The 24,789-nt window shown below is 70.8% G+C and carries 24 protein-coding genes; 14 read left to right on the forward strand and 10 right to left on the reverse strand.

What is annotated here, in order from left to right; translation table 11 throughout:
- Positions 1–42 precede the first annotated feature (42 nt).
- From HNR23_RS19840 to HNR23_RS19850, 3 genes are all read right to left on the reverse strand, one after another.
- Positions 43–741: a redox-sensing transcriptional repressor Rex gene (locus HNR23_RS19840; RefSeq protein WP_184080622.1), complete on the reverse strand. Its 699-nt coding sequence runs from the start codon at positions 739–741 to the stop codon at positions 43–45.
- Positions 742–1,006: 265 nt separating this feature from the next.
- Positions 1,007–1,276 (reverse strand): glutaredoxin family protein, encoded by a 270-nt coding sequence (locus HNR23_RS19845; protein WP_184077624.1) that lies wholly within the window; start codon positions 1,274–1,276, stop codon positions 1,007–1,009.
- A 49-nt stretch (positions 1,277–1,325) separates the two neighbouring features.
- Entirely contained in the window at positions 1,326–1,586 is a 261-nt protein-coding gene (locus HNR23_RS19850) for a MoaD/ThiS family protein (RefSeq protein WP_184077626.1), read from the reverse strand.
- A 115-nt stretch (positions 1,587–1,701) separates the two neighbouring features.
- Between HNR23_RS19850 and HNR23_RS19855 the strand changes: the two genes are divergently transcribed.
- From HNR23_RS19855 to HNR23_RS19890, 8 genes are all read left to right on the forward strand, one after another.
- Positions 1,702–2,496: a winged helix-turn-helix transcriptional regulator gene (locus tag HNR23_RS19855; RefSeq protein WP_184077628.1), complete on the forward strand. Its 795-nt coding sequence runs from the start codon at positions 1,702–1,704 to the stop codon at positions 2,494–2,496.
- 291 nt (positions 2,497–2,787) lie between these two features.
- The gene (locus tag HNR23_RS19860; protein ID WP_184077630.1) at positions 2,788–3,927 is read left to right on the forward strand and encodes a hypothetical protein; all 1,140 of its coding nucleotides are present in this window, start codon (positions 2,788–2,790) and stop codon (positions 3,925–3,927) included.
- Positions 3,928–4,240: 313 nt separating this feature from the next.
- Positions 4,241–5,233 (forward strand): mycothiol synthase, encoded by a 993-nt coding sequence (gene mshD, locus HNR23_RS19865; RefSeq protein ID WP_184077632.1) that lies wholly within the window; start codon positions 4,241–4,243, stop codon positions 5,231–5,233.
- A 320-nt stretch (positions 5,234–5,553) separates the two neighbouring features.
- On the forward strand, positions 5,554–6,669 hold the full coding sequence (gene pstS / locus HNR23_RS19870) for a phosphate ABC transporter substrate-binding protein PstS (protein WP_184077634.1): 1,116 nt from the start codon (positions 5,554–5,556) through the stop codon (positions 6,667–6,669).
- A 259-nt stretch (positions 6,670–6,928) separates the two neighbouring features.
- Complete coding sequence (gene pstC, locus HNR23_RS19875) at positions 6,929–7,909, forward strand: phosphate ABC transporter permease subunit PstC (RefSeq protein WP_184077636.1); 981 nt, start codon at positions 6,929–6,931, stop codon at positions 7,907–7,909.
- Complete coding sequence (gene pstA, locus HNR23_RS19880) at positions 7,910–9,004, forward strand: phosphate ABC transporter permease PstA (protein WP_184077638.1); 1,095 nt, start codon at positions 7,910–7,912, stop codon at positions 9,002–9,004.
- 71 nt (positions 9,005–9,075) lie between these two features.
- Entirely contained in the window at positions 9,076–9,855 is a 780-nt protein-coding gene (gene pstB, locus HNR23_RS19885; protein WP_184077640.1) for a phosphate ABC transporter ATP-binding protein PstB, read from the forward strand.
- A gap of 827 nt (positions 9,856–10,682) precedes the next feature.
- Complete coding sequence (locus tag HNR23_RS19890; protein WP_184077642.1) at positions 10,683–11,018, forward strand: serine protease inhibitor; 336 nt, start codon at positions 10,683–10,685, stop codon at positions 11,016–11,018.
- A gap of 293 nt (positions 11,019–11,311) precedes the next feature.
- Here HNR23_RS19890 and HNR23_RS19895 read toward each other — a convergent pair whose 3' ends face one another.
- Positions 11,312–11,929 carry a DUF47 family protein gene (locus HNR23_RS19895; RefSeq protein WP_184077644.1) on the reverse strand — a complete coding sequence of 206 codons (618 nt, stop codon included), beginning with the start codon at positions 11,927–11,929 and terminating at the stop codon, positions 11,312–11,314.
- Positions 11,930–12,572: 643 nt separating this feature from the next.
- On the opposite strand from HNR23_RS19895, the gene HNR23_RS19900 reads away from it, so the two are divergent.
- The 3 genes from HNR23_RS19900 to purM all read left to right on the forward strand — a co-directional run bounded on the left by HNR23_RS19900 (position 12,573) and on the right by purM (position 15,762).
- Complete coding sequence (locus HNR23_RS19900; protein ID WP_184077646.1) at positions 12,573–13,040, forward strand: sterol carrier family protein; 468 nt, start codon at positions 12,573–12,575, stop codon at positions 13,038–13,040.
- An 82-nt stretch (positions 13,041–13,122) separates the two neighbouring features.
- Positions 13,123–14,610, forward strand: a complete 1,488-nt coding sequence (gene purF / locus HNR23_RS19905; RefSeq protein ID WP_184077648.1) for an amidophosphoribosyltransferase — start codon at positions 13,123–13,125, stop codon at positions 14,608–14,610.
- Positions 14,611–14,706: 96 nt separating this feature from the next.
- The gene (gene purM, locus HNR23_RS19910; protein WP_184077650.1) at positions 14,707–15,762 is read left to right on the forward strand and encodes a phosphoribosylformylglycinamidine cyclo-ligase; all 1,056 of its coding nucleotides are present in this window, start codon (positions 14,707–14,709) and stop codon (positions 15,760–15,762) included.
- 155 nt (positions 15,763–15,917) lie between these two features.
- Here purM and HNR23_RS19915 read toward each other — a convergent pair whose 3' ends face one another.
- Positions 15,918–16,199 (reverse strand): DUF3073 domain-containing protein, encoded by a 282-nt coding sequence (locus HNR23_RS19915; RefSeq protein ID WP_184077652.1) that lies wholly within the window; start codon positions 16,197–16,199, stop codon positions 15,918–15,920.
- A gap of 407 nt (positions 16,200–16,606) precedes the next feature.
- Between HNR23_RS19915 and HNR23_RS19920 the strand changes: the two genes are divergently transcribed.
- Positions 16,607–17,536 (forward strand): hypothetical protein, encoded by a 930-nt coding sequence (locus tag HNR23_RS19920; RefSeq protein ID WP_246421811.1) that lies wholly within the window; start codon positions 16,607–16,609, stop codon positions 17,534–17,536.
- A 683-nt stretch (positions 17,537–18,219) separates the two neighbouring features.
- Complete coding sequence (gene bldC / locus HNR23_RS19925) at positions 18,220–18,423, forward strand: developmental transcriptional regulator BldC (RefSeq protein ID WP_017621302.1); 204 nt, start codon at positions 18,220–18,222, stop codon at positions 18,421–18,423.
- Between the two features lie 312 nt (positions 18,424–18,735).
- On the opposite strand, the gene HNR23_RS19930 is transcribed toward bldC, so the two are convergent.
- Genes HNR23_RS19930 through HNR23_RS19940 form a run of 3 tightly spaced genes read right to left on the reverse strand, consistent with a single transcriptional unit; the run spans position 18,736 to position 21,293 of the window.
- A complete protein-coding gene (locus tag HNR23_RS19930) occupies positions 18,736–19,554 on the reverse strand; it encodes an ABC transporter ATP-binding protein (protein ID WP_184077654.1) in 819 nt (272 codons plus the stop codon).
- A 33-nt stretch (positions 19,555–19,587) separates the two neighbouring features.
- Positions 19,588–20,391: an ATP-binding cassette domain-containing protein gene (locus HNR23_RS19935; RefSeq protein WP_343070626.1), complete on the reverse strand. Its 804-nt coding sequence runs from the start codon at positions 20,389–20,391 to the stop codon at positions 19,588–19,590.
- The gene (locus tag HNR23_RS19940; RefSeq protein WP_343070627.1) at positions 20,388–21,293 is read right to left on the reverse strand and encodes an ABC transporter permease; all 906 of its coding nucleotides are present in this window, start codon (positions 21,291–21,293) and stop codon (positions 20,388–20,390) included. Before HNR23_RS19940 ends, HNR23_RS19935 begins: the two co-directional genes overlap by 4 nt.
- Positions 21,294–21,664: 371 nt before the next feature.
- Here HNR23_RS19940 and HNR23_RS19945 point away from each other — a divergent pair, with 371 nt between their 5' ends.
- Positions 21,665–22,951 (forward strand): ROK family transcriptional regulator, encoded by a 1,287-nt coding sequence (locus HNR23_RS19945; protein ID WP_343070628.1) that lies wholly within the window; start codon positions 21,665–21,667, stop codon positions 22,949–22,951.
- 39 nt (positions 22,952–22,990) lie between these two features.
- Here the strand turns inward: HNR23_RS19945 and HNR23_RS19950 are convergent, their stop codons facing one another.
- Positions 22,991–24,253, reverse strand: coding sequence for an RNA polymerase sigma factor (locus tag HNR23_RS19950; RefSeq protein ID WP_343070629.1), 1,263 nt, complete (start codon positions 24,251–24,253; stop codon positions 22,991–22,993).
- Entirely contained in the window at positions 24,250–24,603 is a 354-nt protein-coding gene (locus tag HNR23_RS19955; RefSeq protein ID WP_184077660.1) for a YciI family protein, read from the reverse strand. Before HNR23_RS19955 ends, HNR23_RS19950 begins: the two co-directional genes overlap by 4 nt.
- Positions 24,604–24,789: the final 186 nt, after the last annotated feature.

Raw genomic sequence — 24,789 nt, forward strand, 5'->3', positions numbered from 1 at the left:
CGTACTTGCATGACGGGCTCGTCCACTGGCCGGACGTGCCTGTCATCCCAGGCCTTCGGCCGCTTCGATCCACTCCGCTCGCCCCTGGCCGCCGTTCTTCCGCTGCTCGTGGAAGGCGAGGATCTGCAGTTCGATGGACAAATCGACCTTACGCACATCGACGCCGGGAGGCACATTCAGCACCACCGGTGCGAAATTCAGCACACTGGTGACGCCGGCCTCCACGAGGCGGTCGCACACTCCCTGGGCGGCCGCGGCGGGCGTCGCGATGACGCCGATGGAGACCTTCTCCATCTTGACGGTCTCTTCCAGGGTGTCGATGTGCCGCACCGAGAGACCTGCCACTTCCCTGCCGACGACCGAGGTGTCGGCGTCGAGCACCGCCGCTATGCGGAACCCGCGGGTGCCGAATCCCCCATAGTTGGCCAATGCGCGCCCGAGGTTGCCTATTCCGACGATGGCCACCGACCAGTCCTTGGTGAGACCAAGCTCACGCGATATCTGGTAGATGAGGTACTCGACGTCATAGCCCACTCCGCGCGTCCCGTAGGAGCCCAGGTACGACAGGTCCTTGCGGAGCTTCGCCGAGTTGACACCCGCGGCGGTCGCCAGCCCCTCGGAGGAGACGGTCGGCGTGCCGGCGTCGCTGAGCGACTGCAGGGCACGCAGATAGACCGGCAGCCGGGCGACTGTCGCCTCCGGGATTCCCCGCTCCCGGGGACGTGGCGTAGGAGGGGTCACGGGCGTGTGCTCCAGGGCGTCGATCGACGGAGTGCTCAGGTGCGGGCCGACACAGGTCCGTTGCTCCTCACGAGCGCGCGGCACTCATCGAGATCCCGGCCGGAATGGATTTGGAGCCTAAGATTACGCCCTTGTGAATGTAGGCACAAAGTAGGGTCGCCTTTACCGCTACGATCTCGCGGCCGACATGCGGGAACGCTCGAAAGCCCGCAGCGGTCGGGCTTCGCCCGCGGGCGACCGTACGGCGGCGGTGCGCGGGCCGGGGTCAGGACAGGGCGGCACGGAGGCGCTTCTCGCTCACCCGCCAGAAGTCGTGCCGGGCGCCGTCGATGAACGTCACCGGGATCTTGTCCCAGTACTCGTCCTTCTCCTCCTGCGGCGCCTCGGTGAGGTCGCGCACCTCGTAGCGCGCCCCCAGGTCGGCGGCGACCCGCCGGATGACCTCCAGGGCCTCGTCACACAGGTGGCAGCCCGGTTTGCCGAGCATGGTGATCGTGTGCGCGGCGCCGCCCGCCGCATCCGCACCGTCGTCCATCGGCCGTCCCCTCATTCCTCTCGTCGCCTCCGGCTCGCTCCGGCGGCGCTCACCCTCCCGCGAAGGGCGGGAGCACCTCGATCACGCCGCCCTCGGTGAGCCGCACCAGGCTGTGGTCGCGCCGACCCACGGGCTGCTCGTCCACCAGGAACGACGACCGTTCCAGGACGCGCAGCAGCGGGTCGTCGGCGGACCGCCCGGCGCGCACCGCGTCCAGCGCCTGGGCCAGGTTCTCGGCCCGGTAGGTCTCCTCGCCGGTCCCCGCGGCGTCCTTGGCCGCCGCCCAGTACCGGATGATTCCGCTCACCATCGATTGATTATCCTTGAAGGTCTCGGAGGCGATTCATCTAGTCGAGATCTATTCTTCACCGGGGGCAACGGCGCCTTCGATCACCCGCCTCGCGCGGGGTCACGGGATGGGACGCATGAGCCACCTGCTGCTACTGACGAACTCGAACGAACCGTCGGATCACGTGCTGCCGGCCCTGGGCCTGCTCCTCCACTCGGTGCGCGTGGCGCCGGCCGAAGCCGGCGCCCTCCTCGTCTCGGGTGGGGACCGCGCCGGGAGCGCCCCGGTGGACGCCATTCTGGTAGATGCCCGCACCGACCTCGTGGCGGCCCGCAACTTCTGCCGCCTGCTCGACACGACGGGGCTGGACTGCCCGCTGATCGCCGTCCTCACCGAAGGCGGTGTCGCCGCGCTCACCCACGACTGGCAGGTCGACGACTTCCTGCTCACGACCGCCGGCCCCGCCGAGGTCGAGGCGCGGCTGCGGCTGGCGGTCGGCCAGGCCGACGCCGGGCCCGACGATCCCGACGAGATCCGCCGCGGGGACCTGGTCATCGATGAGGCCACCTACATCGCGCGGCTGCGCGGGCGCATCCTCGACCTCACGTTCAAGGAGTTCGAGCTGCTGAAGTTCCTGGCCCAGCATCCGGGGCGGGTGTTCAGCCGCGCCCAGCTGCTGCAGGAAGTGTGGGGATACGACTATTTCGGCGGCACGCGCACGATCGACGTGCATGTCCGGCGCCTTCGGGCGAAACTGGGCAGCGAGTACGAATCGCTCATCGGTACCGTCCGCAACGTCGGCTACCGGTTCGTTCCCGACACCGCCGCCGCCCGGCAGGGAGGCGAGGACTCGACCCCGACTGGTGAGGGCGAGGCGGCGGAGGAGCCGGAGAACGGGCCCCGTCGGCGTTCGGCGTCGGCCCGGCGCTGACCGCCCGCGTCGGCCGGACGGCGCCACCGCATTCACCGCGCCTGCAAGATCCACTGCATCACCACCGGGATCTTTTCCGGAACGGGACCGCCGGTCCGCGACCCCGTGATCACGTGTGCGCCGAACGCGTTCGGTTGCACTATGACTACGGGGTCTCGTGGTGGCGGCGACGAGCCCCTAGGATGCTGGGGCGGCCGGAAACACCGGCGGTGGGTGTCCGCGGTGACCGCAATTGCGGGGCGTTCACGGCAGCCGGGTGAGCGACGGGTGACTGCGAGGAGGCCATTGCCCATGCTGAGCGGTAGCGGTAAGGACGGCAGAACGCCCCGGACGTCCCTGCGCGCCGTCGCGGCCGTCCCCATCGGCACACTGTTCATCGGTTCGACGCTGGTCGCCCTGGCCTCCCCCGTGTCCGCCGCCACCGTGCCACCGGGATCCGGTCCGCCGCAGTCCCCTCCGGCCGAACGACTGCTTCCCGAGGCCGCCGGACTCCGCCCGTCGGTGACGCTGGCCCCCGAGAAACTCACCGTCGAGCCGGGCACGACCGCGACGCTGGACCTCCGGGTCGAGCGGTCATCCGACCACCCTGACATCGGGTTCTGCCTGTACGACCTGCGCGCGGACAGCGGCTTCGGCGTCAGCGGGCAGGACGCGTCGACCGCTCCCGCCTCCGCGAAGGCCAGTGCGACACCGGCGAAATCGGTCACCGTCACCGCCATGGTCGACTACGTCGCCGTACGCGAGGGCACCGACTGCTCCCTGGTCGAGGACGTACCGCGGGAGACCGCCAGATCCGCGCCGGTGCGTGTGGAGGTCGTCGCGCCCGACCCCACGCCCTCACCCGACCCGACACCGTCTCCCGACCCCACGCCTTCCCCGGACCCGACCCCCTCCCCGGACCCCACCACGTCGCCGGATCCCACCAAGCCGCCGGAGAAGCCCGGTACCCCGTCGAAGAAGCCGGGCTCCCCTGGCGGGAGCACACCGCCGAAGAACGACGGGTCGAAGCCGCCGAGCAGCAAGAAGCCCTCCGCTCCGTCGTCCGGATCAACGCGCTCCCCCGGCACGCCGTCGCCGGACCGCAGCGGATCGGCTCCGCGCCCCGCGCCGCCGCACAGCCCGGTGGCCACCCGCCCGTCCGGCCCGGACGGCGACGACCGCCCGCCGCTGCCGACGGGCGCCGCCGACCTGCCGGAGCTGGACGGCCCCGGATCCCCCCAGGACCTGGCCGACCTGCCCACGGTCGAGCCGGGCGAGGGGGACGACGAGGGCACCACGATCGCCGCGGGCGACACCGACGTGTCGTCGTCCGTCACTCCGTTGGTGATGATCCTGTTCCTGCTGCTCCTGCTCTTCCTGTCGGCCCCGCTGAGCCCGTTCCGCCGGGTGCGCACGGGCACCGGCTACATGGGCCGCCGCCGCAAGACCTGACCGGTGGGCACCGCGCCGCTCAGGGGCGGCGCGGCCGGTGTTTCGGCCCTCCCCGAAACACGCCGGAAAGGTCTTCTCGGCCCCGACGGATGTGGACTAACGTCGCAGCGGATCGCCCCCCTCCACCCTCACGGGTGATCCGGCACAGGCCGGGCCTGTCCGGCGACGACCTTCCGGACCACGATGGTCGCGCACTCGGACTGATCCGCCGGACAGGCCCCGGGCGAGTGCCGCGGATGCGTTCCCGTCGGGCGGTCCGCCCCTGCGGCCGCCGACCGGAACCGATCCGCCGAACACGCCCTAGGCTTTCGGTATGAGCTTTGTGCACATCACCGGACGGTTGGAGAGCGACGAGGCGGCGGCGGTGATCGCCCTCGCCGAGGCGGCGCACGATCATGACGGCGTCGCTCCGCTGTCCGAGCAGACGCTGCTGCGGGTGCGGCACGGCGCGGCGCCGGGGACCACGCGCTTCCACCTCATCTTCGAGGAGACCGGGAGCCGCCCGGCGACGCTGGCCGGGTTCGCCTACACGGAGCGCGGCCCCGGTGAGCCGGACTCCGCCGAGGTCGTCGTCCTCCCCAACCGGCGCCGCCGCGGCCACGGGGCCACCCTGCTGCGCTCTCTGGTCGAGGACGCCGGCCCCGACGGGGTCCGCGTGTGGGCGCATGGACGGTCGGAGGGCGCGGTCGCCCTGGCGCGGTCGTTCGGCTGGACGCAGGTGCGCGGGCTGCTGAAAATGAGGCTGCGGCTGCGCGGTGACGGCGCGGCCGAATCCGTCCCCTCCGAGCAGGTGCTGCCCGAGCGTCCGCTTCCGGAGCCGGTGCTGTCCGACGCCGTGGCCGATCGGCTGGTCATCCGCACCTTCCGGGTCGGCGCCGACGAGTCGGCGTGGTTGAAGGCCAACGCCGCCGCGTTCGCCGACCACCCGGAGCAGGGCGGTGTCACCCTCGACGACCTGCGGCAGCGAGAGGCCGAAGCCTGGTTCGACCCCGAGGGCTTCTTCGTCGCCGAGGAGACCGAGACGGGCGCGATCGCCGGGTTCCACTGGACGAAGACGCACGCCGACGGCGCCGGGCTGACCGACGGCGAGCCGGTGGGCGAGGTCTATGTCGTGGGGGTCGACCCCGCCTGGCAGGGCACCGGCCTCGGCCGTGCGCTCACCCTCGTCGGCCTGCACCACCTGCGCGACCGCGGGCTGCCGTGGGTGCTGTTGTACGTCGATGAGGAGAACCGCGCGGCGGTGGGGCTGTACGAGTCGCTCGGGTTCACCCTGTGGGACGCCGATGTGATGTACGCCGCTCCCTGAGGGCCGCGCGCGCCGCCACCGTCCCCGCGATCCCCGTCACCCCTCTGACCTGCGGGCCCGCGCACATGGCGTGGCCGCACCGAGCCCGCCGGTGATCTTCGCAGGTCACCGGCGGCCGACGGGCCGGAGATCAGGGTGGTTAACCGCACATCCATCGCCCCATTGCCGTTTCTTACGCCACCGTGGCGCCCTCGTTCACTCTCCGTTCACCCTTCCTGGAACGGCTGGTCACCTCACCTGCCTAACTTCACAGTCGGCGGGGCCCTTCGGACGGGACCTGTCCAGCCAAGACGAAGGTCCACAGGAAGGACACCGGAGCTGTGAAGCTCTCCAAGTACGGCAAGTTCGCGGGGCTCGCCCTCGCCGGTTCCCTCGCACTTTCGGCTTGTGGCAGCGACCAGGCGGTCGGCGGCGGCGACGGCTCCGCCGCCGCGGACATCGACTGCGTCGACGGCGGCGGTACCCTCGCCGGCGCCGGATCCAGCGCCCAGGAGAACGCCATGGCGGCGTGGAAGGCGGCCTACGAGGGCGCCTGCGGCGACACCACGGTCAACTACGACGCGGTCGGCTCGGGCGCCGGCCGCTCCCAGTTCATCGACGGTGCCGTGGCCTTCGGCGGCTCCGACTCGGCCCTGGACGAAGACGAGACCCGGCAGGCCACCGAGCAGCGCTGCAACGGCTCCGAGGTCGTGAACCTCCCCGCCTACATCGCCCCCATCGCCGTCGCGTTCAACCTGGACGGGATCGACAGCCTCAACCTCAAGCCCGAGGTCATCGGCGAGATCTTCGACCAGAAGATCACCGAGTGGAACGACGAGAAGATCGCCGCGGACAACCCCGACGTCGACCTCCCCGACGCGAAGATCGTCCCGGTGAACCGCTCCGACAAGTCCGGCACCACCGAGAACTTCACCGCCTACCTGTCCGAGGCCGCCGGAGACGCCTGGCCGCACGAGGCCGACGGCGACTGGCCCATCGACCCGGTGGAGGCCGGCCAGGGCTCCTCGGGTGTGGTCTCGGCCATCCAGGCCGGCGAGGGCACCATCGGCTACGTCGACGCCTCGCACGTCGGCGGCTTGGGCACCGCAGCGGTGGGCGTCGGCGACGAGTTCGTCTCCTACAGCCCCGAGGCCGCGGCCGCGATCGTGGACGCCTCCCCCGAGCGGGAGGGCAACACCGACAACGACCACGCCATCGACCTCGACTACCTGACCAAGGAGGCCGACGCCTACCCGATCGTGCTCGTCGCCTACGAGGTCGCCTGCATGGAGTACGACGACGCCAAGGACGCCGAGCTGGTGAAGTCCTTCCTGTCCTACGTCGTCAGCGAGGCCGGCCAGCAGGCCGCCGCCGACGAGACGGGGTCGGCCCCGATCTCCTCGGAGACCCGGGACAAGCTCCAGGCCACCATCGACAAGATCTCCGCGGGCGCCTGATCAGCGCGCCGCAGACCGCCGCAGGGGCGGGGCTCACACCCACGGGTGCGGGCCCTGCCCTTCACGGCGTTGTGCGGCCGGCCGCTCCCGGCCGCCGCGCCCCGTTCACACCGCACCCGGCACGGCATGGTCAAAGCCCTCGTATGAAACCCGCACAATGTAACGGGCCCTGTCAGCCCACGTCAGGACACCACGGAACGGGGTCGGTCGCCGAAGTGACCTCGACCACCACCGTGACCGATCTCGACCGGAGTCTCACATGACCACCACGGACGCGGACACGTCCGCGGCGGCCCCGCCGCCCAAGGGGACGCCCCAGGGGAAACGCCGTGTCGGCGACGTCGTCTTCGCCAACACCGCACGTGGGTCAGGGCTCCTGATCCTGCTCATCCTCGCGGGGGTCGCGGCCTTCCTGCTCTTCCAGTCCTGGGACTCGCTGCAGGCCAACACCGCCAACTTCTTCACCACCACCGAGTGGAACGCCAGCACCCGCACCGACCCCGCGTTCGGTGTGGCGGCCCTGGCCTTCGGCACCGTACTCGCCGCGGCGATCGCGCTGCTGCTGGCGACCCCGGTGGCCATCGGCATCGCGCTGTTCATCGTCTACTACGCACCGCGCCGCCTCGCCGCGATCCTCGGCTACATCGTGGACCTGCTGGCGGCCATCCCCAGCGTCGTCTACGGCCTGTGGGGCGTGGGCTACCTCGTCTTCCAACTGGAGCCCGCCTACCGGCTGCTGGAGCAGTACCTGGGCTGGATCCCGCTGTTCCAGGGGCCGGTGTCGACCACCGGTCGGACCATGCTGAGCGCCGGGATCGTGCTGGCGGTGATGATCCTGCCGATCATCACGGCCATGTCCCGCGACGTCTTCCACCAGGTCCCCCAGGCGCACCGGGAGGCGGCACTGGCGCTGGGCTCCACGCGCTGGGAGATGATCCGCATGGCGGTGCTGCCCTATGGCCGCCCCGGCATCATCGGCGGCGCCATGCTCGGCCTGGGTCGAGCACTCGGCGAGACCATGGCGGTGGCGATGATCCTCTCACCGGCCCTCGTCATCTCCCCGTTCCTGCTGCAGAGCGGCAACCAGACCATCGCGGCGCACATCGCGCTGCAGTACCCGGAGGCCACCGGCTACGGCGTGTCCGCGCTGATCGCGGCCGGCCTGGTGCTCTTCGCGATCACCCTGGTCGTCAACATGGGTGCGCGCTTCATCGTCGCGCGGCGCAAGGAGTTCTCCTAAATGACCACCACGAGAAACGCGCCTTCCACCGGTGCCGCCGGTGAGGGCCCGCAGCTGAAGCAGCCCGCGCTGACGACGGGGGCGCTGCCGCGCTATGCCCCGCCGGCGCTGCTCGCCGGTGTGGCGGTGGTGGTCGGCGGCGCGCAGTTCGCGCTCGACACGTTCCACCCGGCCTCGTTCGCGGTCCTGTCCGCCCTGACCTACCTGGTGCTGATCGGCATCGCATCGAGTGTGGTCGAAAACGGGCGCAAGGCCAAGGACCGGCTGGTCACCGGGCTCGTCTACTGCTGCTTCGCGATCGCGATCGTCCCGCTGCTCTCGCTGCTGTTCACCGTGCTGGTCAACGGCCTGGAGCGGTTCGACGGCTACTTCCTCACCGTCTCGATGAACGGTGTCCTGCCGAGCATGGACGCGGGCGGCGTCTACCACGCCATCGTCGGCACCATCGCGATCACCGGCTTCGCCGCGCTGATCTCCATCCCGATCGGCCTGATGACCGCCATCTACCTGGTGGAGTACGGGCGCGGCCGGCTCAAGCAGGCCATCACCTTCTTCGTGGACGTGATGACGGGCATCCCGTCGATCGTCGCCGGCCTGTTCGTGGTGGCGCTGTGGATGATGCTCTTCGGCCCCGGCAAGACCAACGGCGCGGCGGGCGCGATCGCACTGTCGGTGCTGATGATCCCGGTGGTGGTGCGCTCCAGCGAGGAGATGCTGAAGCTGGTGCCGAGCGAGCTGCGCGAGGCCTCCTATGCCCTGGGCGTGCCCAAGTGGCTGACCATCGTCAAGGTCGTGCTGCCGACCGCCATCGCCGGGCTGACCACGGGAATCATGCTGGCGCTGGCGCGCGTTATCGGGGAGACGGCCCCGCTGGTCCTCACTGCGGGTATCGCGGCCGACAAGATCAGCTGGAACCTCTTCGACGGGCAGATGATGAGCCTCCCGGTCTTCATCTACCAGCAGGTCCGCATGGGAACCGACGAGGCCTACGCCCGGGCGTGGGCAGCGGCGCTCACGCTGATCCTGATCGTGATGCTGCTCTTCCTCGGTGCCCGACTGATCTCCCGCTTCTTCGCGCCGAAGCTCGGGCGATGAGCGCCGACTCGACCCGGCGACCAGCCACCCAGCGACCCGACAGCTCCACCTGACCGACCAGAGGACTTCCAGTGGCCAAGAGAATCGACGTCTCCGGACTCCACGTCTACTACGGTGACTTCCTCGCCGTCGAGGACGTGTCGATGACCATCGAGCCCCGCTCGGTGACCGCGTTCATCGGCTCCTCCGGATGCGGAAAGTCGACCTTCCTCCGCACGCTCAACCGCATGCACGAGGTGACCCCCGGCGCCCGGGTCGAGGGCAAGGTCATGCTCGACGACCAGGACATCTACGCCCCGGAGGTCGACCCGGTGGCGGTACGCCGCGAGATCGGCATGGTCTTTCAGCGGCCCAACCCCTTCCCGACCATGTCGATCTACGACAACGTGATCGCCGGCGCCAAGCTGAACAACCAGCGGCTGAGCAAGAACGTCGCCGACGAGATCGTGGAGCGCTCCCTGCTCGGCGCCAACCTCTGGGACGAGGTCAAGGACCGCCTCAACCGCCCCGGCGCGGGCCTGTCGGGCGGTCAGCAGCAGCGGCTGTGCATCGCGCGCGCGATCGCGGTCGAGCCGGCGGTGCTGCTGATGGACGAGCCCTGTTCGGCGCTCGACCCGATCTCGACCCTGGCGATCGAGGACCTGATCTCCAAGCTCAAGGAGAACTTCACGATCGTCATCGTGACCCACAACATGCAGCAGGCGGCCCGCGTCAGCGACCAGACGGCCTTCTTCAACCTCGCTGGCACCGGCAAGCCGGGCAAGCTGATCGAGATGGACGAGACCAACAAGATCTTCACCAAGCCGGAGAAGAAGGAGACCGAGAACTACATCACCGGTCGATTCGGCTAGGAGTCCTCAGAGGCGCGCGGAGACTCGCGCACGCGGGCGGTGGGGCCTGGAGTGCCCCCACCGCCCGCTGTCGTTCGGGGACGCCCGGGAGCCCCCTCCCCGCCCCGGTAGGACGCCCGGACCTCCGCGGACACCCGGGCGCATTTTTCCACCGACATCAATGCCCTATGGTGCACCTTTCCTGCGATCAATGCCATTAACTTCGCAGCACAGCGGCGCCACCATTGATTCGACACCCGGCGATCCGCGCATCTTTTCCTGATCCTGTTCGGAATAGGCGCACCCCACACCGTGTGAAGAAGCTCACTCGTTGGCGCGTAAACCATTCTCCGACTTCGCGAACGCGGCGCAAGGAACACATGTCCTCCGCGCCTGGGAACTACGACCCCAAGGCAAGGGGACCATCGCCGACCATCGTTATCGATCTGTTGTTCTTGGATCGCCGGGACGAATATTTGCAGTTCAGAGCAGGTCGGAACGTGCAGTGCATGTGCCGATCTCCTCCGTTCTTCCACCGGAGATCCATTCTTCTCCGGGGCGCCCGGCCCCCGGGAACGGCGGCCCGCAGAACCCTCCGGCAAGCCCGCGAGCTGCGCATTCGACGCCCCGCGAAGCCCCGTGCACACGTTCGTCCATTTTCAACGAATTACGCCGCGAACCGGAAACACGACCGTTACATTAAGCGCCCGACCAGCACTTACACCGGCCCGCCGGTAAACATTCGGCGACGCGCGCCGCCCCCGCAATAGGCGCGTAATCGCCCGCCGACTTTCGGTGCTACATTCTGTGGCGTCCTTTGCAATCACAAGTTGAAAGGAATGGTCGCCATGAAGCGCGTCACCGTTGCCGCGTTCGTTCTCGCCTCCGCCACGAGCCTGGGGGTCGGGATTCCGGCAGTCGCCAGCGCCGCGGTCGCTGACAAGGCCGCTCCCGAGCAGCGCGCCGCGTCGTTCTGCCAGGGCAAGCAGGAATGGCCCGAGCTGGCCGGTATGCCGGCCAAGGCCGCCAAGGAGATCATCGAGCGGGAGAACCCCTACGTCACGGCCCGGATCCTGCCCGAGGGAAGCCCCGTGACCCTGGACTTCCGGTGTGACCGCGTGTGGCTGTTCCACAAGGTCGACAGCCCGCAGCTGCTGCTGGCCCACACGCCGCGCGTCGGTTGACACCACGGACGCACCGACGTCCTCCCCTTCGGACCCCGGGAATGCGAGGGCCCCGCGCGTAGTGGGGACTCCGTGGGACGCACCGTGCCCACGGGACGCGGTTCCCCGGTGCGAGGGCATCCGAGCAGCGGAATCGCCCCTCACCGGGAGAAGTCGGCCCGAGCACCCGGCCCGGACCCGGATCCGGTCGACCGGATCCACCGCGCGGAAACCGCCGCGGTCGCCCCGGCCCAGAACGTCGACGCCCGCACCGGGCCACAGACGAGGGTGGTGACCGCGGCGGCGCCGTAGGGTCAGGACTCCTTCACCACGATGCTCTCCACCGTGTTGGCCACGTGCTCGAACGCGTCGGCCGCGGCCTCCAGCTCCTCGATGACGTCCTTGAGTTTGAGGACGGTGAGGGCGTCGTACTCACCGCTGAACAGGCGGGCCAGCAGCCGCCGGTAGATCTGGTCGGCCTGGTTCTCCAACTGGTTGATCTCGATCCAGTACCGCGTGAGGTCCTTCATCGAACGCAGCCGTGGCATGGCCTCGGCCGTCAGCTCAGCCGCCCGCTCCAGCACCTCGACCTGGTCGATGATGCCCTTGGGGAGACGGTCCAGCCCGTAGAGGCCGATGAGGTCGACCGCCGCGTCCATGGAGTCCATGACGTCGTCCAAGCTTGAGGCCAGCCGGTAGATGTCCTCGCGGTCGAACGGGGGCATGAAGCTCTGGTTCAGCCGCCGCATGATGGCGTGGGTGCGCTCATCCCCGGCGTGCTCGCAGGCGCGCATCTTCTCGCTGATGGCATCACGGTCGGCGCCGTCACTGATCAGTTCCACCAGCAGACGCGCCGCGATAACCAGGTTGTTCGCCGAGTCGGCGAACATCTCGTAGTAGCTGTCATCGCGCGGAGTCAGGCGCAGACGCACATCTATCTCCTGAAGTGCGGTGGTCGTCCGTGTGGGATGTTACGGGCACCGATCGGGCGAACGGGCCTACGGTCGGGTACGGGCACAACCGCTCGACGCCCCTTCGCGGCGTCCCCGGGGGGCGCTCCACTCCTTGTTCACCTGAAATCCGGCATTGACCACTGAAAACCCATGTCGCAGAGTCATTCATCCTAACCGTCCCGACTCGGATGGACCCGGACCCCTGCCACACCGATGCCACACCGACCGACCGACGGACGGCGGCGAACGTCGCGAACAGGACGTAGGCCACAGGGGAACGTCGGCTCCGACATGGTCTGTGAGATCCCTCCCCCTGGTCGGTACCCGGCATTCACCACCGTGTCGCATCGAGTTCCCACATCCGACAGTTTCGGTGCAAGTCACCCTCAGGGCAACCGCCCATGCCCGACGGCACCGCACTTCATCACCGAGAAGCCCGCATCCACCGGCGATCCGCGCCGGCGAACCACTCTGCCGGACCGGGCCGAACGGGGCCGGCACGTCCTAGGGCGTATTCGACGGATCATTCCCGGCTCGCGGCCACCGGAACGACGCTCGCTGCGCCGGACGGCCGCTCGCTCAGGAGGAAAGCATCCGCCAAACACGCCCTAGGCTCATGTACATGCCAGCCAAGCCCGGCCCCGCCCAACGGCGTAGCGCCGCCCTGCGCGACGCCCTCGACGCCCAACTCTCGGCGCTCGGTGAGGACCCCTACGCCGGGTCCGACCGACCGGCCGAGGTGCTGGCCGCCTGCGCCGAGGCCGTGCTGCGCGCCCGCGATGCCGGGCGGGCCCCGCAGCGGGCCGCGGTGCGCGCCGCCGTCCGCGGCACCCTCGCCGAACTCGCCGAACGCGCCCCCGGGCACAGCCTGGAGGTGCGGGTTCCGCCGTTCGGTGCGGTGCAGGCGATCGAGGGCCCCCGGCACACCCGCGGCACCCCGCCCGGCGTCGTCGAGACCGACTCGCTCACCTGGCTCGACCTGGCCCTCGGCCGCACGGACTGGGCGGACGCGGTGGCCGCGCACCGGGTGTCGGCCAGCGGTGTCCGCGCCGACCTCGCCCCGCTGCTGCCGCTGTGGCCGGCCCCCTGACCCCGGACTCCCACCTCAGCACGGTTTTTACGGCCCGAGGCGACCCTGCCTGACCCGCCCCCGGTGATCAGGCACTAAGCTGATGAACGTGGCGCAATCCGACGGCCGGCTCTCCATGGACCTCGATCCCATCGATCCCCTCGAACGAGGCCCGCAGGACGCCTGCGGGGTATTCGGGGTCTGGGCGCCCGGCGAAGAAGTCAGCAAGCTCACCTATTTCGGCCTCTACGCGCTGCAGCACCGCGGCCAAGAGTCCGCCGGCATCGCCCTGAGCGACGGCGAGCGCATCCTCGTCTACAAGGACATGGGACTGGTCTCCCAGGTCTTCAACGAGGCGACGCTCGACTCGCTCCGCGGGCACCTGGCCATCGGCCACTGCCGCTACTCCACGACCGGGTCCCCCGTGTGGGAGAACGCGCAGCCGACCTTCTATACGGCACGCGACGGGGGTCTCGCCCTCGGCCACAACGGCAACCTGATCAACACGCCGGAGCTCGCGGCGATGCTGCCGAGCGACCGGCTCGGCGCCACCACCGACACCGAGGTGCTGACCAACCTCCTCGCCGAGAGCGGCCGCGCCATGGAGGAGGCCGCCCTCGACCTGCTGCCGCGGGTACAGGGGGCGTTCTCGCTCGTCTTCATGGACGAGAAGACGCTGTACGCGGCCCGCGACCCGCAGGGCATCCGCCCGTTCGTGCTCGGGCGCCTGGAGAGCGGCGGCTGGGCCGTGGCCAGCGAGACCGCCGCCCTCGACATCGTCGGCGCCACCATGGTCCGCGAGATCGAGCCCGGCGAGCTGATCACCATCGACGAGCGCGGTGTGCGCTCGATGCGCTTCGCGGAAGCCGCACCCAAGGGCTGCCTCTTCGAGTACGTGTACCTGGCCCGCCCCGACACCACCATCGCCGGGCGCAGCGTCAACTCCGCCCGTGTGGAGGTGGGCCGCCGCCTGGCCAAGGAGCACCCGGTCGAGGCCGACCTGGTCATCCCGGTCCCGGAGTCCGGAACCCCGGCGGCGGTCGGCTACGCGGAGGGCAGCGGCATCCCCTTCGCCCAGGGGCTGGTGAAGAACTCCTACGTGGGCCGCACGTTCATCCAGCCGAGCCAGACACTGCGCCAGCTCGGCATCCGGCTCAAGCTCAATCCGCTGCGCGAGGTCATCGAGGGCAAGCGGCTGGTGGTCGTCGACGACTCCATCGTGCGCGGCAACACACAGCGCGCGCTGGTGCGGATGCTGCGCGAGGCCGGCGCGGCCGAGGTGCACGTGCGCATCTCCAGCCCGCCGGTGCTGTGGCCCTGCTACTACGGCGTCGACTTCGCCACCAAGGCCGAGCTGATCGCCGGGAACCTGAGCACCGAGGAGATCCGCGCGTCCATCGACGCCGACTCGCTTGCCTACATCGCGCTGGACGAGCTCATCGCGGCCACACAGGTGCCCAAGAGCCGGCTCTGCCGCGCCTGCTTCGACGGTGTCTACCCCATCGAGGTCGACGAGGACTCCCGCGGTAAGTACCTGCTGGAGAAGTCCTGCGGTTCCAAGCCGCTGACGACGGCCGCGGGCGCACAGTAGAGACCCTCCGCCCCGTGGGAGGTCCCCTCCCGCGGGGCGGCCGTCCCGCCGCCGCGGCGCCGGGGCACACAGCCGAGCACAGTTGAGAGGTTTCGCGTGGCAGAGGGTGCCAACACCACACCGGCCTACGCCGCCGCCGGTGTCGACATCGCCGCCGGTGAGCGTGCGGTTGACCTGATGAAGCGGCACGTGGCGCGCACCCGGCGGCCGGAGCAGGTGACCGACGCCAGCGGCTTCGCCGGGCTGTTCCGCCTGGACGTCGCGAAGTACCGGGCTCCGGTGCTGGCCACCTCCACCGACGGGGTGGGCACCAAGGTGCTGCTGGCCCAGCAGCTGGACCGGCACGACACCATCGGCATCGACCTGGTCGGGATGGTGGTCGACGACCTCGTGGTCAGCGGCGCCGAACCGCTGTTCATGACCGACTACATCGCCTGCGGCGCGGTGGTGCCCGAGCGCATCGCCGAGATCGTCGGCGGCATCGCCGAGGGCTGCCACCAGGCGGGGTGCGCGCTGATCGGGGGCGAGACCGCCGAGCACCCGGGGGCGATGGAGCCCGACGAGTACGATCTCGCGGGTGCGGGCACCGGCGTCGTCGAGGCCGACGCGGTCCTGGGTCCCGACCGCGTGCGGGAGGGGGACGCGGTCATCGCGATGGCGTCTTCAGGCCTGCACTCCAACGGGTACTCGCTGGTCCGTCACGTGGTCGACCGGGCCGATCTGGACCTGCACGCGTACGTCGACGAGCTGGGCGGGGTACTGGGCGAGGTGCTGCTGACCCCCACGCGCGTCTACGCCAAGGACTGCATGGCGCTGACGGCCGGGGCGGAGGTGCACGCCTTCTCCCACATCACCGGCGGCGGGCTGGCCGCCAACCTGGCGCGCTCACTGCCGGACGGCGTCGACATCACCATCGACCGCGCGAACTGGACGCCCCACCCGGTGTTCTCCTACATCGCCGAGCAGGGCGGCATCTCACGGGAGGACATGGAGGCCACGTTCAACATGGGCGTGGGCATGGTCGCGATCGTCTCGGCCGACTCGGCCGACGCCGCTCTCGCCGTGCTGGCGGAGCGCGGGCTGACCGCGTGGACCATGGGAACGGTGGCCCCGGGATCCGGGCAGGTGCGACTCGTCGGTGAGCACGGCTGACGCGGCGCGCGCAGGGTTTTCCGCGCACACAGATATAGCCGGTCCGACCCACCTGAGGCGGCTCGGACCGGCTATATCTGCCTGCGTATCAGCGGAACCCGGTGATGCGGATGTTGCGCGTTCACTCCGACTGCGTGCGCAGCGGGAGCGGCGGCTCAGCGGTAGCTGTCCGACCGCTCAGAGCGCTCGGAGTCGTCCTCCGAGGACTCGTCATCGGTCGGGTACTTGTCCGCGTAGTCCGCATAACGGTCGACCAGGTCGTCGTATGGGTCCCCATAGGTGGAATCCGTCGGCTCCGAGTACCGGTCCGGACTCCCCGTATTGCCCTCAGCGACACCCAGCTCCGACCGCAGCCTGTCAAGGTCGGTCCCGCCGGAGCTGTACTTCAGCCTCCGAGCGACCTTCTGCTGCTTGGCCTTGGCTCGGCCGCGCCCCATTGGCTCGACCCCCTCAACGATTGGGTTTGGCGAAACCCCAGATCACTAGCAAAACCGCACTGCCGGGCTGACGGCCGTCATCGCACTGACGACAGGCGCCAGCTTACGTACGGATACAACCGTACCCGGTCTGGGACCAACCTGCCTACGCCGCCCTTGGTTAACAGGCCGCACGGCACACCACCCGGACGCTCCACAGCGCCGCACCGGGCGTGTCACGGTCCCCTTTAGGACCATTGTCCCCCGAGGACACCATCCATGGCGAGTGGGCACACGGGGAACGGCCGGAGGCGACGTCGTCCCGGATCAAAGTACCCGAGATCACCCGACTCCGACTTCCCCGGCGGGCGTGTGCGGCCCGCCTCCGACCGCGGACTATGACGTCCGATCTTGTATGCCACCATTCGATGGTGCTTCCTTACACCGCCTACCTCCGCGTCTACCAGCCTGTCACCGCGCTGCCGCGCCGGGAGCAGGCGTACTGGAGGACGTATGCCGAGTCCTCCGCGAACACCGGACGCGCCGAGGCGCTGGCGGCCGAGCACGCCGACACGGTCCACCGGCTGGTGGCCACGCCGCCGGTCCTCGCCCCGGAGCGGGAGAGCAGGGACGCCTACGTGCGTGTGTGGGGCGGAGGCGTCTACGTCTGCCCGTGGCAGACGCGGCTGCGCTCGTGGCTGGCGGTGCGCGAGTTCCGGTCGGCCACTCCCGCACGGATCAGCGCGGCGTTCGTCCCCGAGCCCGTCGCCCTGGCCGCAGAGGAGGCCTTCCAGCGCTGGCGCGACCAGGGCGAGCCGCTGCGTACCCACATCCTCACCAGTACCTGGGGCATCCCCCTTCCCTGGTTCGCTCCGTTCGCCGCCGGGGAGCGCCGGCTGGTGCTGGACGCGGGGCCGGATCCGGCCACGGCGCGCGGCGATGCCGGGGTGAACGCGCGCTCGTCCGCCGCCGGGGCCGACCGGACCGAGGCGCTCCCCGGGACGCAGCCGGGCCGCGCGCTGGTCTACGTCACCGAGACGGCCACGGCCCGCCGCCGCCTGGAGCACGTGATCGGGGTGCTGGAGGCGCGGCTGGGCGAGAGCGCGGCGCTGGGCGCGGGCAGGCGGCTGGAGGACTGGCTGTCGGGGATCGCCCACCCGGGTTCGCTGCTGGAGCTGGACTACGGCGGCCTGGTGCACCTCATGGACGACGACGAGCTGCGCGACGACGAGTCGGTGGCCGAGGTCGCGGCGGCCATCACCGGGCTGGAGACGGGCAACGAGGAGCTCACCGTGGCCATGTACCAGAGGGTGACGCAGCGGTGGAAGTCGATGCAGGCCCTGGAGCACGCCAACTGAGCGTCATGTTTCCACCACGGAGAACGTGAATCCGCGTCACGTTACCTGGTCACACGTCGAATCGGGGTCGAACCTGGTGTACCAGGTTTCTCCGCGATGTCGACCGACGTTTTCGCATCTCATGAAGGTCGCACACGGGACAACCCTCACAGTTGGCCCCAACTTTGCCAAAACTGGGCATACCAGCCGATAGAGATCGGCATAGACTGTGTTCGTCGCACTACAGAGCGCACTCTGAGTAACCGGAACCCCGTGCCACGCCGAGGATGTGCGTGTCGCAGGAGAGCAGTCGATGAGAGTAGTCATAGGCACCGGTCGCACCGCACGGGCCCGCGAAAGCCCTCGTCAGAAGCGCTGAGCGCAGAGCCGCACATCGTGGCGGCCCCCATTTCAGACGTGACCCTCTAACACTTTCGGCTCTCCGGATCGAGAAAAACAGGGCCGGAGAACGAAGTTTTGACCGAATAGGCCCCATGCCACTATACGTGGCGCTAGAATCACTCAGCGTGACGCACCACAGGGCGACTTTTAAGCTCCCAACCAACAAAGTCGCGTTAAGTGGTCGCACAATCACCTCGGGTGATGCCAATATAGACCCTTGAGGGAAATATTGGACATCCGGGCCAAGCGCCAGGATAAAGGCTCAGGATCGGCACACAGATCCAGGAGGAGAGGCCGTACACATGTCAACTCGCACGCCCGAGGCGGAGCCCCTGTTGACCCCTGCTGAGGTTGCCACCATGTTCCGCGTGGACCCCAAGACCGTCACGCGCTGGGCGAAGGCGGGCAAGCTGACCTCGATTCGGACCCTGGGGGGACATCGCCGCTACCGGGAGACCGAGGTTCGCGCTCTGCTGGCGGGCATCCCCAACCAGCGCTCGGAGTGATCTCCCCCGGCTTGTGCCGACATACGGGGGGATCAGAACGGGGAGACGCGCGTCTTCCCCGGTCAGCGAGGGCGGGACGCCGCAACGTTCCGCCCTCGGCCCTGTCCTACGGGGCGACGCCGTTCGGGTCCCCGCGATGATCCGGTGGCTGAGCCACGCCGCATCGCTCGGCGTATTCCGGCTCACCCGCTGACGATCACCGCGGGGACCCGAACGAACACCGCGACACCACGACACGCTCCGCCGGGAACAGCAGAGTCCGCCGAGAACCGCGGACCGCGGCCCACCCACCCGGAGCCCCCACCGCCCGATTCACAGCGCAGGGGTCGCCTCCACCAGCCGCCGCAGAGCGGGGCCACCGCCGTCCAGGTCATCGGCGGGGAGGTCGTCCACCACCCGCCCGTCCTCCAGTACGATCACCCGCTCCGCCATCCGACGAGCGATCCGCAGATCGTGCGTGACCAGAATCAGCGCCCGGCGCCGACCGGTATCCCCACCACCATCGCAGCCACGCGCGCTCGCACCGCACGCGCCGCCCATCCGCTGCGCGGCGATGACGTCCAGTACCCGCTCCTGCGCCAGCACGTCCAACCCGCTGGTCGGCTCGTCCGCCAGCAGCACGTCGGGGGCCACCGCCAAGGCGCGCGCGACCGCGACCCGCTGGCGCTCACCGCCCGACATCGCCGCGGGCCGCCGTGCCATCAGCCCTGGATCGAGGCCGACCCGCGCGAACAGCGCCGCCACGGCCGCACCCGTATCCCCCGTGTCCGCTCCCCCCAGCGCCTCCGCGACCACGTCCCCGGCGAGATAGCGCGGGTCGAACGAGGTCAGCGCGTCCTGGGGGACCCACCCGAAGCGCCGCCGCACCGCCCGGCGCTCCCGCTCCGGTGCACGCCACACGTCGTCCACCCCGCCCACACGCAGCGTCCCGCGGTGCGGACGGTCCAGCCCCGCCACCACCCCGACCAGCGTCGACTTCCCCGACCCGCTGCGGCCGACGACCGCCACCGACTCCCCCGCCGCGATGTCCAGGTCGACGTCACGCAGCGCGGCCACCCGCCGGCGCCGCCCGCCGAGCGTGCGGCACACCCCCCGCAGCGAGATCAGCGCGCCCCCGTCACCCCGCGACATCACACACCCCGTCGCCCCACTCCTCCGCCGAGATCAACGGTGTACCTCGCTGTCGGACGAAAGCCCGCTGGCGCGGACCAGGTCGGCGGTGAACGGGTGCCGCGGCCGCAGTAGGACCTCGACCGACGGCCCGCTCTCCACGATCCGGCCCCCGTCGAGCACGGCCAACCGGTCGGCCCATCGGCCCGTGACGGCGAGATCGTGCGTGATGAGCAGGACCGCCCGGCGCCCCGCCCGAGCCCAGGCGCGCAGGATGTCCAGCACCCCCGCCTGGGTCACCGGGTCCAGCGCCGAGGTGACCTCGTCGGCGATGAGCAGCCGCGGGTCGAGCACGCAGGCCAGCGCCAGCGCGACCCGCTGCGCCTGGCCGCCCGACAGCTCGGACGGGTAGGCCGCCCACAGCCGCTCTGAACCGGCCAGCCCGGCCTGGCGCAGCGCGGCCGTCCCCCGCTCGCGCCGGTGCGCACGGGGGATACCGTGCGCCTTCAGCGTCTCCAGCAGGTGCCCGCCCACGGTGACCGTGGGATTGAGCGCCGCCCGGGACTCCTGGAAGGCGTAGCCGAGCGCCGGGCCGCGCAGCCGCCGCAGCCGGTGCCGCGGCAGTCCCAGCAGTTCCACGGCCTGCCCGTGGCCGCAATCCAGCCGCGCCTCGCCCGACGCCGCCGCGCCGTCCGGAAGCAGGCCGGCGACCGCCCGCGCGGTGAGGCTCTTGCCGCTACCGCTGCGCCCGGCCAGCGCGGTGATCTCACCGGGAGCCAGCGCAAGGTCGAGCCCGTCGACGACGCGCCGGCCCGCGACGTCGATCGTCAGTCCGGAGAGGGTCAGTACGTCGCTCACCAGATCCTCCCGTGCGCCCCGCCGCGCCGGTCCAGGCCGGTCGCGATGATGTTGACGGCGATGATCGTGACCACGATGGCCGCCGCGGGCAGCGCCACCGTGTACCACTGCCCGGTCAGCAGGTGCGAGCGCGCGTCGGTGAGCAGGTTGCCCCAGCTCGGCGTGTTCGGCGGGATGCCCACCCCCAGAAAGCTCAGCGTCGACTCGGTGAGGATCGCGTGCCCCACCTCGAACGCCGCGATGGAGGCGATCGGCGGAACGGCATTGGGCACCAGGTGGCGCAGGACGACACGGCGCCGCGAGAAGCCCAGCGAGTAGGCGGCCCGGATGAAGGGCCGCTCGCGCAGCGCCGCGATCTCGGCCCGCGCGATGAGCGCGACGGGCATCCACGCGGTCAGCACGATGGCCCCCACCACGGTCACCACCGATGCCCCGGCGACCGCGGCCAGGGCCAGCGCCACCAGCATCATCGGCAGCGCGAGCAGCGCGTCGGCGGACCGGGTGATGAGCGCGTCGAGCCAGCGGGGCCCGACGGCGGCCAGGGCACCGAGTGCGGTCCCGGCGACGACCGTGACGGCACCGGCGACCAGGCCGACCACCAGGGACAGCCGGGCGCCGTACAGCATGCGCGCATAGAGGTCGCGGCCGAGCATGTCGGTGCCGAGCGGGTGCCCGGGCGACCCGGGCGGCAGTGAGACGGCGTCGGTGTCGGTGGCGATCGGATCGTGCACGGTCAGCCAGGGGGCGAAGAGCGCGGCCAGCCCCATGAGGGCGAGCACGGCCACGGCCGCCCACATCGCGGCCCGCTCTCCTCGCATGCTGAGCGGCATACGCACGGCGAGGATGCCGCGGGGTCCACCGGCGGTACCGTCGACCGGGCGCGCCCCCTGGCTCGTCTTCACCGCCCGGACGCCCCCTCGCCTCACCGCCACTTATCGCAAAGAATTCGCAACCAGCCGCATCCTATGCTCCGCCCGCGGCCGCCGCCGACCCGGTACGACTCGACGGCACACAGGTCGCGGCGGAGACGTGGGACCACGCAGGTGGGCCGGTGGGCCGGTGGGCCGGTGGGCCGGTGGGCAGCACCGCCGGAGCACACCCCTCCGCCGACACCCCGTACTTTGGTAGTTACGGAATGCGCAAACCGCAGCGCACGCGGCGTCCGAGCCGGCGCCACACCCGACCCGGCACCCCTCCGGGCACCGGGCGGCCGGACAACGGGGCGCGACCGCGATCGGCCACGGCGATCACAGGAACGGAGTGTCGAGACCACGTGTCGAGCGTGAACAGCAGACCCACCGGATTCCAGGCGGTGCGCGAGAACAACCTCGGCGTGGTGCTCCGCGCCGTCCGCGCCCTCGCCCCCTGCTCGCGCGCGGCCATCGCCGCCGCCACCGGGCTGAACAAGACCACCGTCTCCAGCCTCGTGGCCGACCTCATCTCGCGGGGGCTGGTCCGCGAGATCGGCGAGTCCACCGAACGCCGCGTGGGGCGCCCCGGGGTGATGCTCGCCCTCGACGACCGGACCATCACCGCCGTCGGGCTGGAGGTGAACGTCGACTACCTGGCCGTCGTCGCCGTCGACCTGGTCGAGCATGAACTGCTCACCCGGCACATCCCCTTCGACGCCCGGTCGGCCGGGCCGAAGGCGTGCACGCGGCGGATCGCCCAGGTCATGGCCGAGGTGATGGCGGACCCCGCACTGGCGGGCCGGGGCGTCATCGGGGTGAGCGTCGCGGTCCCCGGACTCATCGACGCGCCCTCGGGCACCGTCACCCGCGCGCCGAACCTGAGGTGGCACGACACCCCGTTGCGCGACCGGCTGACCCGGCTGATGGAGGAGGCCGAACTGCCGGCGGCGCCGGTCCTCGTCGACAACGACGCCAACCTCGGCGCGGTCGCCGAGTACCGCTGCGGGCACCTCGCCCGCACCCCCGACCTCGTCTACATCACCGGCGAGGTCGGCATCGGCAGCGGCATCCTCTCCGACGGCCGCCTGCTGCGCGGCTCCACCGGCTTCGCGGGCGAGATCGGGCACATCCCGCTGCTGGACGGCGGGCCGGAGTGCGGCTGCGGCCGACGCGGCTGCCTGGAGGCGCTCGCGGGCATCGAACCGATCCTGCGCGCCGCCGTCCCCGACCTCGTCCCCCGCGGGCCGCTGTCGGGTGAAGGCATCGCCCACCTGGTCGCGGTCGCGGTGGAGCGGGCGGAGGCCGGCGACGCCACCTCGCGGGACGCCCTGCGCACGGCCGGCGGCTGGCTCGGGCGGGGGGCCGCCGCCGTCGTCGACATCGTCAACCCGGCGGCGGTCGTCCTCGGCGGGTACTTCGTCCCCATGGGGCCGTGGCTCCTGCCGACGTGCCGCGCCGCCCTCCACGAGATCGCCGTCGCCCCCGGCGCGGGCGGCTGCCGGGTCGAGGCCTCGTCCCTCGGCCTCAGCGCCGCGGCCCGCGGCGGCGCCGTCGCCATGATCGACGCCCTGGAAAGCGGGCGTCTCCCGCTGCCGGCCGCACGGTCCGACGCCGATCGCGAAGGCGCACGCTCCTCCGCCTCACGGTAGCCGTCAGGTCCGGTGCCACCGGGCGGGTCCGCGGTGGCTTCATCCATCCCCGGATCCGGGCTCCCCGTCCGCGAACCGTGCGCGGGCGACGCGCAGGAAATCGCGCTCGGCCGCGTTCTCGGAGCGGTCGATCGCCGCGTCGTAGGCCTGCGCCGCATCGGCGACGCGCCCCAGGCGGTACAGCAGGTCGGCGCGGATCGCGTGGAACAGGTGGTGCCGGTCGAGGTCGGAGGCGAGGGCGTCGACGAGGCCGAGGGCCGCCTCCGGCCCGTCGACCTCGGCCACCGCGACGGCGCGGTGCAGCGCCACGACGGGGGTCGGGGTGAGGGCGTGGAGCTGGTCGTACAAGAGGCGGATCTGCGACCAGTCCGTGGCGGCCGCGGTCGGCGCGTCGCTGTGTACGGCGTTGATCGCGGCCTGGATCTGGTACGGGCCGGGACGATCGCGGCGGAGGCACGCGCGGACGATGGCCTGGCCCTCGGCGACGAGGTCGCGGTCCCAGCGGCCGCGGTCCTGGTCCGCGAGCCGCACGAGGGCCCCGTCGGGCCCGGTACGGGCGGGGCGCCGCGCCTCGGTCAGCAGCATCAGCGCCAACAGTCCCATGACCTCCGGTTCGTCGGGCATGAGCTCGGCCAGGAGCCGACCGAGGCGGATGGCCTCCGCGCACAGGTCCGCGCGGACGAGCCGGTCGCCCGAGCCGGCCGTGTGGCCTTCGGTGAAGACGAGGTAGACGACGGCGAGCACCGCACGGAGGCGGCCGGGGAGGTCGGCCTCCTTCGGCACGCGGTAGGGGATGCGTGCGTCGCGGATCTTGGCTTTGGCCCGGACCAGGCGCTGGGCCATGGTGGGTTCGGGGACGAGGAACGCGCGGGCGATCTCGGCGGTGGTGAGTCCACCGAGGAGGCGGAGGGTCAGGGCCACCCGGGCGGCGGGCGCGAGCGCGGGGTGGCAGCAGGTGAAGATCAGGCGCAGCCGGTCGTCGCGCACCGGACCCTCCTCCTGGGGTACGTCGTCCGCATGCAGCACGGCGGCCTGCGCGTAGCGGTCCTGCCGGGAGGCCTCCCGACGCAGCCGGTCGATGACGCGGTTGCGGGCGGTGGTGATGATCCACCCGGCCGGGCTCGGTGGGAGCCCGGCCGACGGCCAGCGCCGGACCGCCTCGGTGAAGGCGTCCTGGACCGCCTCCTCGGCGACGTCGATGTCACCGAAGGTGCGGACCAGGACGGCGACGGCGCGCCCCCGCTCCTCGCGGAACACGCGCTCGACCTCCGCCGCGGCCGTCGGAGTCGAGCCGGAGGTCACCCGCAGCGCCCTTCGCGCACCGGCCTGACCTCGATCGGGAGGGTCATGGCGCGGGCGAGCTTGCGGCCCCATTCGAGGGCGGCGTCGAGGTCAGGGGCCTGGATGACGGTGAAGCCGCCGATGAACTCCTTGCCCTCGACATACGGCCCGTCGGTGGTGAGCACGTCCTCGTCCTTGAGCCGCAGAACGGTCGCGGTCCCCGGCAGGTGCAGCCCGCACCCGAACACCCAGACACCGGCCCTCCGCATCTCCTCGTCGACGGCCTCCACCTGCTCCATGATCGGATCCAGGACCTCCGGCGGCGGAGGGGCGCCCTCGGGCTGGTAGATGGTGAGCATGTACTGCTGCATGGCCGTTCCTCCCAGGTTCGGCGCCGGACCGGTTCCGGCTTCCTACCCTCTACACGAACGGCTTCGGCCCGAATCGACACTCTGACACGACGAGGCGGAAAAACGTCGGGGATCGTCGCGGCGACCAGGCGGAGCATCGGATGGGTACCCCGCCCGACCCGGTCCGCGAACCGCGCTTACGGTGGC

Origin of the sequence: Nocardiopsis mwathae (genome assembly GCF_014201195.1) — a bacterium.
GTDB lineage: Bacteria > Actinomycetota > Actinomycetes > Streptosporangiales > Streptosporangiaceae > Nocardiopsis_C > Nocardiopsis_C mwathae.

What these genes read in the sequence shown, in the direction of transcription:
- mshD (WP_184077632.1), top strand. Translation starts at nt 4,241, where the DNA reads ATGAGCTTTGTGCACATCACCGGACGGTTGGAGAGCGACGAGGCGGCG.
- HNR23_RS19915 (WP_184077652.1), bottom strand. Translation starts at nt 16,199, where the DNA reads ATGGGGCGCGGCCGAGCCAAGGCCAAGCAGCAGAAGGTCGCTCGGAGG.
- HNR23_RS19955 (WP_184077660.1), bottom strand. Translation starts at nt 24,603, where the DNA reads ATGCAGCAGTACATGCTCACCATCTACCAGCCCGAGGGCGCCCCTCCG.
- purF (WP_184077648.1), top strand. Translation starts at nt 13,123, where the DNA reads ATGAACGTGGCGCAATCCGACGGCCGGCTCTCCATGGACCTCGATCCC.
- HNR23_RS19860 (WP_184077630.1), top strand. Translation starts at nt 2,788, where the DNA reads ATGCTGAGCGGTAGCGGTAAGGACGGCAGAACGCCCCGGACGTCCCTG.
- pstC (WP_184077636.1), top strand. Translation starts at nt 6,929, where the DNA reads ATGACCACCACGGACGCGGACACGTCCGCGGCGGCCCCGCCGCCCAAG.
- HNR23_RS19930 (WP_184077654.1), bottom strand. Translation starts at nt 19,554, where the DNA reads ATGTCGCGGGGTGACGGGGGCGCGCTGATCTCGCTGCGGGGGGTGTGC.
- HNR23_RS19850 (WP_184077626.1), bottom strand. Translation starts at nt 1,586, where the DNA reads ATGGTGAGCGGAATCATCCGGTACTGGGCGGCGGCCAAGGACGCCGCG.
- HNR23_RS19855 (WP_184077628.1), top strand. Translation starts at nt 1,702, where the DNA reads ATGAGCCACCTGCTGCTACTGACGAACTCGAACGAACCGTCGGATCAC.
- HNR23_RS19890 (WP_184077642.1), top strand. Translation starts at nt 10,683, where the DNA reads ATGAAGCGCGTCACCGTTGCCGCGTTCGTTCTCGCCTCCGCCACGAGC.
- HNR23_RS19845 (WP_184077624.1), bottom strand. Translation starts at nt 1,276, where the DNA reads ATGGACGACGGTGCGGATGCGGCGGGCGGCGCCGCGCACACGATCACC.
- bldC (WP_017621302.1), top strand. Translation starts at nt 18,220, where the DNA reads ATGTCAACTCGCACGCCCGAGGCGGAGCCCCTGTTGACCCCTGCTGAG.
- HNR23_RS19920 (WP_246421811.1), top strand. Translation starts at nt 16,607, where the DNA reads ATGGTGCTTCCTTACACCGCCTACCTCCGCGTCTACCAGCCTGTCACC.
- HNR23_RS19900 (WP_184077646.1), top strand. Translation starts at nt 12,573, where the DNA reads ATGCCAGCCAAGCCCGGCCCCGCCCAACGGCGTAGCGCCGCCCTGCGC.
- pstA (WP_184077638.1), top strand. Translation starts at nt 7,910, where the DNA reads ATGACCACCACGAGAAACGCGCCTTCCACCGGTGCCGCCGGTGAGGGC.